13 protein-coding genes and 1 pseudogene are annotated in these 13496 nt (G+C 62.7%); 8 read left to right on the top strand and 6 right to left on the bottom strand.

Going from position 1 to position 13496, the window contains the following annotated elements; genetic code table 11:
* Positions 1–13: 13 nt before the first annotated feature.
* Positions 14–1324 carry an NtaA/DmoA family FMN-dependent monooxygenase gene (locus KDK82_RS12750; RefSeq protein WP_088165095.1) on the bottom strand — a complete coding sequence of 437 codons (1311 nt, stop codon included), beginning with the start codon at positions 1322–1324 and terminating at the stop codon, positions 14–16.
* Positions 1325–1343: 19 nt separating this feature from the next.
* Positions 1344–3293: a TonB-dependent receptor gene (locus tag KDK82_RS12745; protein WP_256974472.1), complete on the bottom strand. Its 1950-nt coding sequence runs from the start codon at positions 3291–3293 to the stop codon at positions 1344–1346.
* 358 nt (positions 3294–3651) lie between these two features.
* On the opposite strand from KDK82_RS12745, the gene KDK82_RS12740 reads away from it, so the two are divergent.
* A complete protein-coding gene (locus tag KDK82_RS12740; RefSeq protein ID WP_088165515.1) occupies positions 3652–4443 on the top strand; it encodes an IclR family transcriptional regulator in 792 nt (263 codons plus the stop codon).
* Between the two features lie 30 nt (positions 4444–4473).
* Here KDK82_RS12740 and KDK82_RS12735 read toward each other — a convergent pair whose 3' ends face one another.
* Positions 4474–5289: an ABC transporter ATP-binding protein gene (locus KDK82_RS12735; RefSeq protein ID WP_088165093.1), complete on the bottom strand. Its 816-nt coding sequence runs from the start codon at positions 5287–5289 to the stop codon at positions 4474–4476.
* Between the two features lie 119 nt (positions 5290–5408).
* On the opposite strand from KDK82_RS12735, the gene fepB reads away from it, so the two are divergent.
* From fepB to KDK82_RS12720, 3 genes are read left to right on the top strand one after another with little or no spacing between them, the layout of a single operon-like run.
* Positions 5409–6392: a Fe2+-enterobactin ABC transporter substrate-binding protein gene (gene fepB / locus KDK82_RS12730; RefSeq protein ID WP_088165514.1), complete on the top strand. Its 984-nt coding sequence runs from the start codon at positions 5409–5411 to the stop codon at positions 6390–6392.
* Between the two features lie 3 nt (positions 6393–6395).
* Positions 6396–7484, top strand: coding sequence for an iron ABC transporter permease (locus tag KDK82_RS12725; RefSeq protein ID WP_088165092.1), 1089 nt, complete (start codon positions 6396–6398; stop codon positions 7482–7484).
* Positions 7481–8521 carry an iron chelate uptake ABC transporter family permease subunit gene (locus KDK82_RS12720; protein ID WP_088165091.1) on the top strand — a complete coding sequence of 347 codons (1041 nt, stop codon included), beginning with the start codon at positions 7481–7483 and terminating at the stop codon, positions 8519–8521. Before KDK82_RS12725 ends, KDK82_RS12720 begins: the two co-directional genes overlap by 4 nt.
* A gap of 46 nt (positions 8522–8567) precedes the next feature.
* Here the strand turns inward: KDK82_RS12720 and KDK82_RS12715 are convergent, their stop codons facing one another.
* A complete protein-coding gene (locus tag KDK82_RS12715; RefSeq protein WP_088165090.1) occupies positions 8568–8939 on the bottom strand; it encodes a hypothetical protein in 372 nt (123 codons plus the stop codon).
* Between the two features lie 143 nt (positions 8940–9082).
* Between KDK82_RS12715 and KDK82_RS12710 the strand changes: the two genes are divergently transcribed.
* A complete protein-coding gene (locus tag KDK82_RS12710) occupies positions 9083–9391 on the top strand; it encodes a helix-turn-helix domain-containing protein (protein WP_013802868.1) in 309 nt (102 codons plus the stop codon).
* Positions 9392–9516: 125 nt separating this feature from the next.
* Positions 9517–9657, top strand: a pseudogene (locus tag KDK82_RS32050) (IS30 family transposase); the annotation flags it as partial.
* A 450-nt stretch (positions 9658–10107) separates the two neighbouring features.
* On the opposite strand, the gene KDK82_RS12700 reads toward KDK82_RS32050, so the two are convergent.
* A complete protein-coding gene (locus KDK82_RS12700; protein WP_088165088.1) occupies positions 10108–10677 on the bottom strand; it encodes a GNAT family N-acetyltransferase in 570 nt (189 codons plus the stop codon).
* 109 nt (positions 10678–10786) lie between these two features.
* Positions 10787–11353, bottom strand: a complete 567-nt coding sequence (locus KDK82_RS12695; RefSeq protein WP_088165513.1) for a GNAT family N-acetyltransferase — start codon at positions 11351–11353, stop codon at positions 10787–10789.
* A gap of 139 nt (positions 11354–11492) precedes the next feature.
* Here KDK82_RS12695 and KDK82_RS12690 point away from each other — a divergent pair, with 139 nt between their 5' ends.
* Together KDK82_RS12690 and pheS are read left to right on the top strand one after the other, a co-directional pair.
* Positions 11493–12332: an AraC family transcriptional regulator gene (locus tag KDK82_RS12690; protein WP_088165087.1), complete on the top strand. Its 840-nt coding sequence runs from the start codon at positions 11493–11495 to the stop codon at positions 12330–12332.
* 134 nt (positions 12333–12466) lie between these two features.
* Positions 12467–13489, top strand: coding sequence for a phenylalanine--tRNA ligase subunit alpha (gene pheS, locus KDK82_RS12685; protein WP_088165086.1), 1023 nt, complete (start codon positions 12467–12469; stop codon positions 13487–13489).
* Positions 13490–13496 lie beyond the last annotated feature (7 nt).

Here is a 13496-nt window from a genome sequence, read left to right as displayed (position 1 = left end):
CAGGGCGCAGCCCCTACCTCGACTCGTCGAGGTGCTCCATGAACGTGGTGCCCGTGTAGCGGGAGCGGAACAGGCCGGCCTCCACCAGGCGCGGCACCAACTGCTCCAGCACGCAATGCAGGGACTCGACGGAGCCGCCGGGCGCGGCCAGAAAGCCGTCGATGGCGCCGGCAGCGCTCCACTCGGTGATCTGCGCCACGGCATCGTCCACCGTGCCGACCACCTGCCAGTGCGCGGCGGAGAGGATTTCCGGCCGCAGCAGCAACTCGTCGATGCGCAGTGACTCGCGCTCCATCAGGCGCCTGAGCAGGCCCGCATGCGTGCGGCTGGACGGGGTTGCCACGGGCGACGGAAGGTCGGCCGCGGTGATCGGCCGGTCTGCAGGCCAGTCCGTCAGGTCCAGGCCGACCATGGCCTTGATCGATGCCAGCTTGCGGCCCCTGTCCACCCGGCCGTGCGTCTGCTGGAACATCTCCTGGGCCTGCTCGCGGGTGTCGGCCAGGTACAGGCTCAGGCCGGGCAGCAGGCGCACATCCTGCGCCTGGCGGCCATGGCGCTGGGCGCGCCGAGACAAGTCCCGGCGCAGCTCCAGCGCCGCGTCCAGGTCCGGCGTGGGCGCGAAGACGATATCTGCCACCGATGCGGCAAAGTCGCGCCCGGTGCTGGACGCGCCCGCCTGCACCAGCGGAATGCGCGGGCCGCCGAACTCCGGCAGGTTCAGCGGGCCGCGCACCTTCAGGTGCGGTCCCTCGTGGTCTATGGGGTGGACCAGCGAGGCGTCGGCGTAGCGGCCGCTGTCCCGGTCGATCTTCAAGGCCTCGTTGGGGAAGCTGGCCCACAGCCGGCGTACCACGTCGGTGAACTCTGCGGCCCGCGCATAGCGTTTATCGGCATCGGGCATGGCCTGCAGCCCGAAGTTCTCGTGGCCCTGCAGGGCCGTGACGATGTTCCATCCGGCGCGGCCGTTGCTGATCCAGTGCAGCGACTGCAGCTGGCGCGCCACCGCATAGGGCGGGAAAAACGTGGTCGATACCGTGGACACCAGGCCGATGCGCGAGGTCTCGCGCGCCAGCGCGGCCATCAGCACCGTGGGGTCCAGGCTGGCGAAGCCCGCGCCCGTCTCCAGCGCCTCCATGGGCAGAAAGCTCACGTCCGGGCGGAAGACGAAGTCCAGGTGCGCAGCCTCGGCGCGCCGGGCCAGGTCCAGGGCGAAGTCGCTGGAGTACAGCCTTTCGATATTGCTGCCGGGCCGCCGCCAGGCGTCGCCGCTCAGCCAGGTGGGGGCCAGCGAAAGGCCGATGTGCAAGGGTTTGCGGGTTGTCATGTCTGCTGTCATTCCCATCTCAGAACGTTCCGCGCACGCCCACGCCGATCATGCGCGGCGCGGTCATGCTGGCCTCGATGCCGCCGATGCCGCGGTTTTGCTGCAGGTACGTCGGTGCGCGCCTGTCGAAGACGTTCTTGATATAGCCGTACAGCTGCACGCGCGCGCTGTAGGCATAGGTCATGCGCAGGTCGGCGATGGTGTTGGAGCCGACCGCATAGGCGCGCGTGTTGGCGGTATCGGAGTAGTAGCCGTCCAGGTGGCGCACCTGGCCGGAGACATTGAACCGGGGGCTGGCGTCCCAGCTCACGCCCAGGCTCAGGTTGTAGCCGGGCGAGCGGGCGAAGCGGTTGTGCTCGTAGCCGGGGTTGCTGCCCATTTCCTCGATGCGGGTGCGCAGCACGCCCACGCCGGCCTTGATCCGCAGGTTGTCCAGCGCGCGGTAGTCGGCGCCCAGCTCGAAGCCGTAGGCATGGGCCTTCTCCGCGTTGATGGTGTAGGACTGGGCCACGCCCGGGGAGATGACCACGGGGATGTTGTACTGCGCGTCCCGCATGTCCATGTAGAACAGGTTGGTGTTGAGCATCAGCCGGTCATCGAGCAGGCTGGCACGGCTGAACAGCTCGTAGTTCCAGATCGACTCCTTCTTGAAATACGCCCACTGCCGGCTGGTGAGGTTCAGCGACACACCGCCCGGGTTGTAGCCCCGGCTGACCAGCGCGCCCACGGTCCAGCGCGGTGTGGCGGCATAGGCCAGGGACAGCTTGGGCAGCAGGGCCGAGAAGGTTTTCGTGTAGTCGAGGGCGGTGGGTGCCAGCACCGAAGTGCCGGTGCGCACCACCTCGTCCTGTTGGTAGCGCAGGCCGCTGGTCAGGGTCCAGCGGTCGGCCAGGCGCCAGTTCAGCTCGCCGAAGACGCCCAGGTTCTTCTTCGTGTCGTCGAAGGCGGACAGGCCGCGCAGCAGCAGGCTTTCGTCCGTGCCGGTGCGCGCGTAGTAGACGCCGCCGAAGCCGCTCAGGCGGTCCTTGTCGCTGCCCACCAGGGCGCGGAACTCATTGGAGACATTGTTCTGGCGGATATCGGCATCGCCCTCGCCGGGAATGCCCGTATAGCGCTGCACGGACGAGCGCGAATACTGGGATTGGTTGACCAGCCGCACGCCGTTGCCCAGCTCGTAGCTGAGGTCGAGGATGCCGGTGTCGGTCTTCTGCTTCCAGCTGGGCATGGTCGTCGTCCAGTGCTCCAGCGCGTTGAACGGAGCGGACGCTGCCTCCTGGCTGGGGCGGTTGCTGTCGTTGTGGGAATAGGTGAACTTGGCCTCCAGGCCCGGAACGCTGCTGGGCAGCCACAGGAACTTCATGCGTGCGTTCAGCGCGCGGAAATCCTGATCGGCCTGGCCCCGCTGGAACTGCGGATTGGTGTAGTCGATGAAGGTATCGCGCCCCGAGTAGTCCACGGCCAGCCGCGCGGCCAGCTCCTCGCTCACGGGGCCGGAGACGGCGATGGACGCACGCCGCGAGTGGTAGTCGCCCGCCTCCAGCTGGTAAGCCCCTTCGCGCTTGAAGCTGGGGTCCTTGGTGTTCACGACGATGGCGCCCGCAATGGCATTGGCACCCTGCGAGGTGGTCTGCGGGCCGCGGAACACCTCGATGCTCTCCACATCCCAGACCGAGGTCGCGCCGAAGAACATCTCGTTGTAGTTGAGGTAGTGCCCATCCAGGTTGATGGTGGCGCGCGGCACCGTGCCGCCCCAGAAGACGTTCTGGCCGTTGTTGGGCCCCTGCGTGTCCTGCCCGCGGATGATGGGCGCACCCACCGTGTCGGTGTAGACCACGTTGGGCACGTCGTGCAGCACCTCGTGGACCGAGGCGTTGCCGGATTCCTTTCGGGCCAGGTCCTTGCCGGCCTTGACCGACACGGAGGAGGCCGTGTCCTTGAGTTCGCGCCTGACCTTTTCTCCGCTGACCACGACCGCTTCAAGCGCGTTGGACTCCCCCCCGGAACCCGATGCGCCCTGTGCAAAGGCGCCGGCCGGCGCCATCAGGGTAGAGAGTGCGATGGCGCCCGCCCGGGACGGGAGCCTGCGATGGAAACACAGCTTCACAGCATCTTCCTTTGATGAGAATGATTCGTATTTTTCAAAGGTCGCCATCATGCATTGAAATTCCGCAGTAGGGAACGCATTCCCGCATGCGGAAGAAAGAAACAGCGGCGAAATGGTGTGCGCGCACCTGTGCAGAGCCTTCGGCAGAGCCGGTATCATCGACACCGGCGGCGCCTGCGCCCCCACCTGCGATGCGCCTGGTACAGGCAAGAAAGCCCAGCCCTTGAAAACAACAACACCTCAGACGACAGCCGGCGAGAAGCGCTCCGGCACCATCCAGTCCGTCTCCATCGCCACCCGGTTTCTCATGGTCCTGGCCAATGCCGAAAGCGAGCTGGCGCTGGGCGAGGTGGCCCGGCGAACGGGAACGGGGGGCTCCACGGCCCACCGCTACCTGCAAAGCCTCGTCAAGGAAGGCCTGGCCAAGCAGGACCCCGCCAGCGGCCTGTATGACCTGGGCAGCGCGGCGCTGAGCATCGGCATTGGCGCGCTCAAGCGTGTGGATGCGGTGGAGATTGCGGCGCAGCGCATGAAGGCGCTGACGCACAGCCATGCGCTCAGCGGCGGCGTGGCCATCTGGACCGACCGGGGGCCCACCCTGGTGCGCTGGTACCGCAGCGCCTACTTCTCGATCAACCCGCTGGCGCTGGGCGACATCCTGCCCATAGACAACACCGCCTGCGGCCTGGTGTTCCAGGCCTTCCTGCCCAAGGCCACCATCGACGCCGCACGGCGCCAGCAGCCCCCGCATTTCCGTGGCAAGCCGCCGGCCAAGGCCGTGCTCGACGAAGTGCGCGAGCGCTGCTGGTCCGAGATGACCAGCCACCTGCTGTCCAACGTCACGGGCCAGGCGGCGCCGGTGTTCGATGCGCAGCATGAAATCGTCTGCGCGGTCACCACCGTCTCGGACCTGGGCCAGCTCAAGTCACCGGAAGACCGGGTCGCGTTGTTCCGCGAGGCCAGCCTGATCAACCAGTCCACGGGCGGGCGGGCCTTCAGCGCAGATTCGCCTTGAAAGCCGCGCCGGGAAAAATGCCCGGGCGCCTCAGTTCCCTGCGGCGCGCTCCATGGCATTCACGGCCTTGCGCCCCCTGGGCACCATCAGGGGCGTCCCCGACACAGGGTCCGCCATGATCACGGCCGGCAGGCCGAACACCTCCTGCACCAACTGCTCCGTGAAGATCGCCCCGGGCGCGCCCTGCGCGGCAATGCGCCCGTCGCGCATGGCGATCAGGTGCGAGGCATAGCGGCAGGCCTGGTTGAGGTCGTGCAGCACCGCAACCACCGTGCGGCCGGCGTCGTTGAGATCCGCCAGCAGCTCCATCAGCTCGATCTGGTGGGCGATGTCCAGGAACGTCGTGGGCTCGTCCAGCAGCAGGATCGGCGTCTGCTGCGCCAGCACCATCGCAATCCACACCCGCTGGCGCTGGCCGCCTGACAGCTCGTCCAGCAGGCGGTCGGACAGCACTGCCACATCGGTGGCCTGCATGGCCTCGGCCACGGCCTGCTCATCCGCGTCCGTCCACTGCCTCAGGAAGGATTGATGGGGGTAGCGCCCCCGCGCCACCAGGTCCGCCACCGTGATGCCCTCGGGCGCCACCGCGCTTTGCGGCAGCAGGCCCAAGCGCCGCGCCACCTCCTTGGCGGGAAATTGCGAGATGTGCCGGCCATCCAGGATGACCTGCCCGGCCACCGGCACCAGCAGCCGCGACAGCGCGCGCAGCAGGGTGGACTTGCCGCAGGCGTTCGGCCCCACGATGACGGTGAAGGAACCATCGGGAATGGCAAGGGACAGGCCCTGCGAAATCGTGCGCTCGCCGTAGCGCAGCGTCACCGCATCAGCACTCAGGCGCTGCGTCATGGCCGGTCATTTCCCACAATCGATAGGTCCTTCGGTGTTTGCGATGTGGAATGAATTCTACAATACGGAATATGCTGAAGACGCCGCCCTGGCGCCCGGCCCCGTCGCTTCGGATCGAGATGAACAGACTCCAACTTGCCGCCCTGGGCGCGGCCGCCGCACTGGCCGTGCTGGCCTGTTTCGCATGGTTTCCACGCGCCGCCGTTCCCGTGGCGGGCGCCGCACCGCATACGCCGGATACATCGGATACGCCGGCTGAAGCTCACGCAGACCATGCACCGCTGCCCCGGCGCATCGTCTCCACCTCGCCCAGCGTGACCGGCATCCTGCTGGCCATCGATGCGCCGGTCGTCGCGACCGCCGCGACCACGCCCAGCCGCATGACCGACGACAAGGGCTTTTTCTCGCAATGGGCCGCGGTTGCCGACAAGCGCGGCGTGCAGGTGCTCTACCGCAACCTGCAATTCGACATCGAGGCCGCCATCGGCGCCAGCCCCGACCTGCTGGTGGCCTCCGCCACCGGGGCCGACAGCGTGGCCCAGCACCGCACCGAACTGCAGGCGCAGGGCGTGCCCATGGTCGTGGTCGATTACTCCAGCCAGTCCTGGCAGGACATCGCCACCGAGCTGGGCCGCATCACGGGCCATGCGAAGCAGGCCGCCGCAGCCATTGCCCGCTTCGATGCCCATGTGGCGCAGACCGCCGCCTCCATCACGCCACCGGCCCAGCCCGTCAGCATCGTCGCCTACAACCTGGCCGGCAGCTACTCCATAGGCCGCGCCGCCAGCCCCCATGCGCGGCTGCTGGCCGCACTGGGCTTCAAGGTGGAGGGCCTGCCGCCCGCGCTGGCCGCGCAGGTCACGCGCGCCTCGGACTTCGAGTTCATCTCCCGCGAGAATCTCTCGGCCGCCATCACCGGCGACTCCGTCTTCCTGCTCGGCGCCTCGCAGGGCGATGTGCAGGCCTTCCTGGACGATCCGCTGCTGGCCAACCTGCCCGCCGTTGCCGGCCGGCGCGTCTATCCGCTGGGCCCGACCTCGTTTCGCATCGACTACTACTCGGGGCAGCAGATGGTCGACGCCGTGGCAAGCCATTTCCGCTGAGCCATGCGTGCACGGCTCCAAGGCGCGGTGGCGCGGCCTGCCCAGCGCTCCTGTTTGCGCTCCTCCCCGCGGTCCTCCCCGCGGTCCTCCCTGCACTGCAGGCGTTGGCTGGGCCTTGCAGGCGGGCTGCTGGCGCTGGCCATCATCGCCGTGCTCGGCATCACCGTCGGCTCGCGCGACATTGCGCTGGCCGACATCCTCGGCGCGCTGCGGGCTCCGGACCTGCGTGATGACCAGCACCTGATCGTCAGCCTGCTGCGCATGCCCCGCGCCGTGGTGGCCATCCTGGCCGGCATGGCGCTGGGCGTGGCCGGCGCGCTCATGCAGGCCGTCACCCGCAATCCCCTGGCGGAGCCGGGCCTGCTGGGCGTCAACGCGGGCGCGGCGCTGGCCGTGCTCATCGGCATGACGGCCTTCGGCCTGACGTCCGTGCTCCAGTACGTCTGGTGCGCCTTTGCCGGCGCGGGGCTGGCGGGCGCCGCCGTCTTCGCGTTCGGCCAATCCCGGGGCGCGGGCGCGCACCCGGTGCGCCTGGTCCTGGCCGGGGCCGGCCTGTCGGTCATGCTCACCTCCAGCGCCGGCATCATCCTGCTCAACGCGCCCCCGGAAGTCTTCGACGGCTTCCGCCACTGGGCGGCCGGCTCCCTGGAGGGCAGCGGCTATGCCAGCGCTGCCGTGCTGGCGGCCGCCGTGGCGGCGGGGCTGGCGGCGGCCTGGGCCATCGTCGGCCAGCTCAACGCCATGGCGCTGGGGCATGACGTGGGCCTGGCGCTGGGCGTCAATGTGCGCGCCACCGCGCAATTGGCCTGCCTGGCGGTCATGCTGCTGGCCGGGGCGGCCACGGCGGCCGTGGGGCCCATCGCCTTCGTCGGCCTGGTGGCGCCGCATCTGGCACGCCTCTCGTGCGGGCCGGACTACCGCTGGATACTGCCGCTGTCCGCGCTCTACGCGGCGGTGCTGCTGCTGGGTGCCGATGTGCTGGGCCGTGTCGTCGCGGCACCTGCCGAAGTGGCTGCGGGCATCGTCGCCTGCCTGATCGGCGGGCCGTTCTTTGTCTGGGTGGCGTGCAGATACCGGTTGAGCAGGCTATGAAGACCTCCGTGAACACATCCGTTGTGCGCTGGGGAGCCTGTTCGTTTCTCTGGCGGCCCAGGCCGCTGGCCGTGGGCATGGCGCTGGTCGTGCTGGCCCTGGTGCTGGGTGTGCTGCTGCTGGGCACGGGAACCCTGTCCCTCAGCCCCGCCGAAGTGCTCGACAGCCTGCTGGGCACGGGCTCCAACCCCGCAGCAGAGCGCATCGTGCAGCGGGTGCGGCTGCCGCGTGTCCTCACGGCCGTCTTCGTGGGCGCGTCGCTTGGCATGGCGGGTGCCATCTTCCAGTCCATCTCCCGCAACGCGCTGGGCTCGCCGGACGTGATCGGCTTCACCACCGGCGCGGCCAGCGGGGCGATTGCGCTCATCGTGCTGGGTGACGCCGGGCCGCTGTGGACATCGCTGGCCGCCGTGCTGTCGGGCATGGCCACGGCGGCGGTCGTGCTTGCGCTGTCCGGAGGCCGGCGTGCGGCCGGCGGCTACCGGCTGGTGCTGGTGGGCATAGGCGTGGGAGCCACGCTCTCGGGCCTGAACACCATCTTGCTGGTCATGGGGGACCTGGACCGGGCCGTCGCCGCGCAGCGCTGGCTGGCCGGCTCGCTCAGCGCGCGGACATGGGCCCATGTCGTGCCCGCCGCGCTGGGCTTCATCGCCATCGTGCCCATCGTGCTGTGGTGCGCCCGCCGCATCAACCTGCTGGAGCTGGGCGACGATGCCGCCACCCAGCTCGGCGTCAACGTGCCTCGCACGCGGCTCACCATGGTGATGGCTGCCGTGGCCCTGACCGCCATCGCCACGGCAGCGGCGGGGCCCATCGCCTTCATCGCGCTGGCCGCGCACCAGGTGGCCAGGCGCCTGGGCCTGTCGCCCGACGTGCCCCTGTTCACGGCGGCAGCCATGGGCGCCGTTCTACTGCTGGCGGCCGACATGCTCAGCCAGTGGGCACCCGTGCGCCTGCATCTGCCCATCGGGTTGGTGACGGGGCTGCTGGGCGGGGTGTATCTGCTGTGGCTGCTGTTTCGCACGCGCAAGGGATAGACGGCAGTGCAGGGTGCAACGGGGCGCAGCCCCATGGCCTCCGGGACTACCTGACGCCCCGCGCCGCCCCAGGCCCCACCACGGTGTACACATGCCCGGCCTCTTCGGCAGCCACCTTGGCCGCCTCGCTGCGGCGCACCTCTGCCTGATCCTCGTACTCGCAGTTCATCACCCGGGCTTCACTGCCCGCGAACTCCGCCAGCGATTCAGCGCTGTTGCGAATGGTCACCAGCGCCTGCGCCACCACGTCCAGCCGCTGATGGCCCTCAGGAATCTCCAGCCAGGCCAGCGCCAACTGGGCCAGGGCGGAAACCTCGGCACAGCCTTGCTGCACAAAGCGGTCCATTTCATGCAGTGCTGTTGCGAGCTTCTGGGCGTGGGTGTTTTCGGGGGGAGGGGATGGGGGGATGTGCTTCATGGGTTGCTGCTCCTGTGTCGAAGCGCCGTGCTGCGGCGAGGACGTTCCGTAGCGATTCGTGGCTGCAGGCTAGAAAACTACGCAACTCGTAGTATCGAGAATACAGCATAACTACGAGTCTCGTAGCTTTTGGAAAGCACGAGATGTCAGACGCAGATGAACAATGGGGCGCGAGGCTCAAGCAAGCTCGGCTTGCAGCAGACCTGTCCCAAAAAATGCTGGGAATTGAAGCTGGAATCGATCCGTTTGTGGCGAGTGCACGGATCAACCGCTATGAGCTGGGGAAACACAAACCGGACTTGCTGACTGTGCGCAAGTTGGCGGAAGTGCTCAAGGTTCCGATGGCGTTTTTCTATTCGGATACGGATGATGAGGTGGCTGAGTTGTTGCTCAGGTATGGGCAGGCGAGCAGGGCGGTGCGCAAGAGGGTGAGCGAGGTGTTGAAGGGGTAGGGCGTTTGGGTGGTTTGGAAGGCGGCTTGCGATCCTATTACTGCCGTTCGATCCTTTTCGGGCTATGTCTGCGATTGCTGTCGCCCATGGCCTCATCGTGAGCTTACGGACACAACCGCATAGCGGTCAGGCATGCAAGGAGCCTGCCGCAAGAGCTCTATCGCTCCTTGACCCGGGATCGCGGCTCAGAGATGGCGGGGCATAACCGCTTTACCTTGGCAACCGACATTCAGGTTTACTTCTGTGACCCGCACCATCCATGGCAGCTAAGCACCCAACGAGAACACGACCTGGCCGATCTGCGACTGTCGCAGATCGTGACTCACAGCAGAAGTTCAACGACTAGTTAATTCTTTGACACTCAGTCATTTATTCAGCATCTGCAAATTCTCCTCGGGTACCCAGCCTTCCCTATCCATGGTGGAGGATGTGTGCACCATACCCAGCCTTTTAGCTTTATCCCACCTTCGACTGTATCCCCCAGAGCCACTTCCATCTCCAGCACGGTGTAATCCATCGTGGCAGTGCCTATCCCATCCTTGATGGGAATCCCGGGCTCCACTGGCCTGAGGAAGCCAATGATCCGCTCTTAGGGGACTCTGCTCTTTTTATATCCATCGTTCTCATGGTTGACATACTTCACGAACTTTAGGTTGTTCGCTTTATAAGGTGGCAGGTTAATCACGCACTCAGTTTTCGTTGCCTTGGCTGATATTTCATAATTCAACATAGAAGCATATGCTCATTTCAGTTTTTCCAGATGGTGTTTTGTCAAACTGTGCTTCACTGACCTGAGAAAATCCAGCCTTGAGAAGGCTTTTCAATGATGCAGGGTTTTCTCTAACAGTTCGAGCGCACAGTTTTTTTAAACCCAAAATACGTGCAATTTCTACGCCCAGCATGAGGGCACGCTCAGATACACCATGACCTCTATGCGTAGGTGCAACCCAGTAGCCTATCTCTGCCTCGTCCTGCTTAACATCAAATATGACCAAACTCCCAAGAAACGAGTCTGAGCTTGCATCAGCGATTGTTAAAACTGCTAGCGTTCTATCGCGCAACCCATCTGTGATTACGCCTTGGATCATGTCGCTGACAACCTGCGGTGTATATTTTTCCAGCGGAAGGTGAGCAAAACGCTTGACTAGCGCATCATCTGCTCCTGCTGCATAGGCATCTGCATCTACATCGAACATAAGCCGGATTGTCACTACTCCATCAGAGATAGGGACGGCTGTCGTGAAATCTTTTTCTAGGTTTTTCACAAATTTATTGTGCTCGATCATTTCTACCTCTCGGAAAAATTTGGCTGCACATGACTTTTAGCACCACTTGAATCGGCCAATCAGGTAAGGCTGGATCGGCCAAGGAGCTATCTTAAGTGGGCGCCTGGCTCTATGCCTCACTCGGTCGAGTAGCGGCTACTTCCATCGCAAGCCATTCTTCCCTGGTTATTCTGCTGATGTGCTCTGTTCGATAGTCTCCAAGGAATTGGTTGAATTTGTTTTCTTCAGTGTGATGATGGATGAATCCACACTTTTCTTGTGCCTTGAATGACTTATCGTTATTTGCGAAATATCCGCACCACAAAGCACGAACTCCGAGGGTTTGAAATGCATGGCGCATTAATTCTTTGACAGCCTCGGGGATAATACCTTGCCCCCAGAAAGGTACGCCAATCCAGTACGCGACTTCAGCCTCGTTGTCAAGAATTTCGAAGTTGCTGTCCTTGCCGATGAGAAGGCCGACCATGCCTATGGATATATTGTTCTCTTTTAAGCAAACAGCATAAACCTCGGGTCGGCTGAAGACATTTTCGATGACTTGGCGGCTACATTCCTCGCTAACATGTGTCGGCCAACCAGCGATAGGTCCAACGCGTTCATCACTAGCATACTTAAATAGATTTGGTGCGTCGTCGGCATGCCATCGGCGCAGGACAAGTCGTTCGGTATTCAACATACTCATATCCAAATAAAAATTGATGATGTTATTTTATTGAGAAAAAAATGAAGCGTCTGTGCCGAAAGTTAAGTAATATAGGTAATTTTCAAAACAAAAAAGCAAATCAGCCTTGCTTAAGCATAAAATTTACGCCGAAATGAAAACTACCAGCCAGCTACTTGACACAGATGCCGACGGGATCTCGATCGGCCGTACTGAGTTCAATTGTGAAACTGTACGGCCGATTCCCCTAGCGTACGTGGTAGTCCTGATCTGCCAGCAAGGCAGTGCGGAATGGGACGTAAACTTCAATCCGTACAAGATGGAGAAGGATGACTTCTTTGTTTTTGCAGAGGACACCGTTGCATGCTTTAAAAGCAGATCTGATGATTTTTTGTGTAACTACTATCTCGTCAGTCGGTCGATCGCAGCGGAAATCGCAGATGGCCTACCTACGAGTCTTTTTATTTACCTCAGTCGTTCACCATTTTTTCGGCAAGATCGGAGATTCCTGCCGTATCAAGTCGCTTGGGAGCAGCAGGCCGAAGCAATTCAGAAGCAATGCACCACTCACAAGCGGGCCATGATCGTTAATCACTTTCGGAATTTTTTTCTTTGCATTTGCGAAAGAGTCGGGGATTTTGGCACGGTAGAAAGCAGTGACTTCAGTAGGCCTGAAGCGATCTGTTGGAGTTTTTGGGAGTTAGTTTTGAAAAATCACAAATGCCAACGTTCAGTGGAATTCTATGCGGACCGTTTACACGTGACTTCATACTATTTGTCTCAGTTGACGAAAAGGTTCTTCGGCGACTCTCCTAAGGCACTCATCGATAGACAGGTTGTATTGGAGATCAAGAAACAACTCGCCCAACGTGGAAAATCTGTTCAAGAAATTGCAGAAGATTTGCGCTTCGCCGACGCCTCTTATCTCGGAAAATACTTCAAACGCCATGCGGGAGTTGGAATGACGGATTATAGAAGCCGTATTAAGAACTGATGTAGATATCCGCTAACGCTAGGTATATTTTATTTTATGAATTCTTCAAGGTCTATTGAAGATGTGAGCTTCTTTCATACGTTGAATTGGAACCAACCTCCAGTTACCTAGAGCCAAATTTAATATTGAACTGCATGAATCTATCAATTGAAAGCCTGGTTTCTCAGGCGCAGGCAAGCTTCGCTTCGGCATCCGATCCTCCTTCACTCGAGAGTGCAAAGGCCAGGTTCTTAGGTAAGAGCGGTGTGTTGACGATGTTGCTGAAGGATTTGGGTAAATTCGAACCGGATCAGAGGCGTGAGACAGGCGCGCGGATCAATCGGGCGAAGGAGCAAATCCTAGAGCTACTAAGCCTACGCCGCGCAGCACTCGCGCAAGTGGAGGTGGATCTCCAGTTGGCGTCCGAAACTATTGACGTGTCGTTGCCAGGCCGCGGCCGCGTGCTGGCTGGTATCCATCCCGTTATTCGGACGTGGGAGCGCGTGGAGGAAATTTTCCGTTCCATCGGGTTCGATGTGGCCGACGGCCCTGAAGTGGAGCACGACTGGACCAATTTCACCGCGCTAAACAGCCCGCTGGACCATCCCGCGCGCTCCATGCACGACACCTTCTACGTCGACATGAACGACGCCGAAGGCCAGCCGCTGCTGCTGCGCACGCACACTAGCCCCATGCAGGTGCGTTACGCCCGCATGCACAAGCCGCCCATCAAGGTCATCGCGCCGGGGCGCACTTATCGCGTCGATAGCGACGCCACGCACTCGCCCATGTTCCACCAAGTGGAAGGGCTCTGGATCGCCGAGGACATTTCCTTTGCCGACCTGAAGGGCGTATACACCGATTTTCTGCGTTGCTTCTTTGAAAGCGACGACCTCGTCGTGCGATTCCGCCCGTCGTTCTTTCCGTTCACGGAGCCTTCGGCAGAAGTCGACATGATGTTTATGTCGGGTCCGAGCCGTGGTCGCTGGCTTGAAATCTGTGGCTCTGGCCAAGTGCACCCGCAAGTGGTGCGCAATTTCGGCCTGGACCCCGAACGCTACATCGGATTTGCTTTCGGCTCCGGACTTGAGCGCTTGACGATGCTGCGCTACGGCGTCATCGACCTGCGCCAGTTCTACGAAGGCGATTTGCGCTTCCTGCGCCAGTTCAACGAATAACAGACGG

Origin of the sequence: Delftia sp. K82, from assembly GCF_002193035.1 — a bacterium.
GTDB classification, from domain to species: Bacteria; Pseudomonadota; Gammaproteobacteria; order Burkholderiales; family Burkholderiaceae_C; genus Comamonas; species Comamonas acidovorans.
The sequence above is the reverse complement of the archived record's forward strand: the minus strand, read 5'-3'. Positions and strand labels throughout refer to the sequence as shown.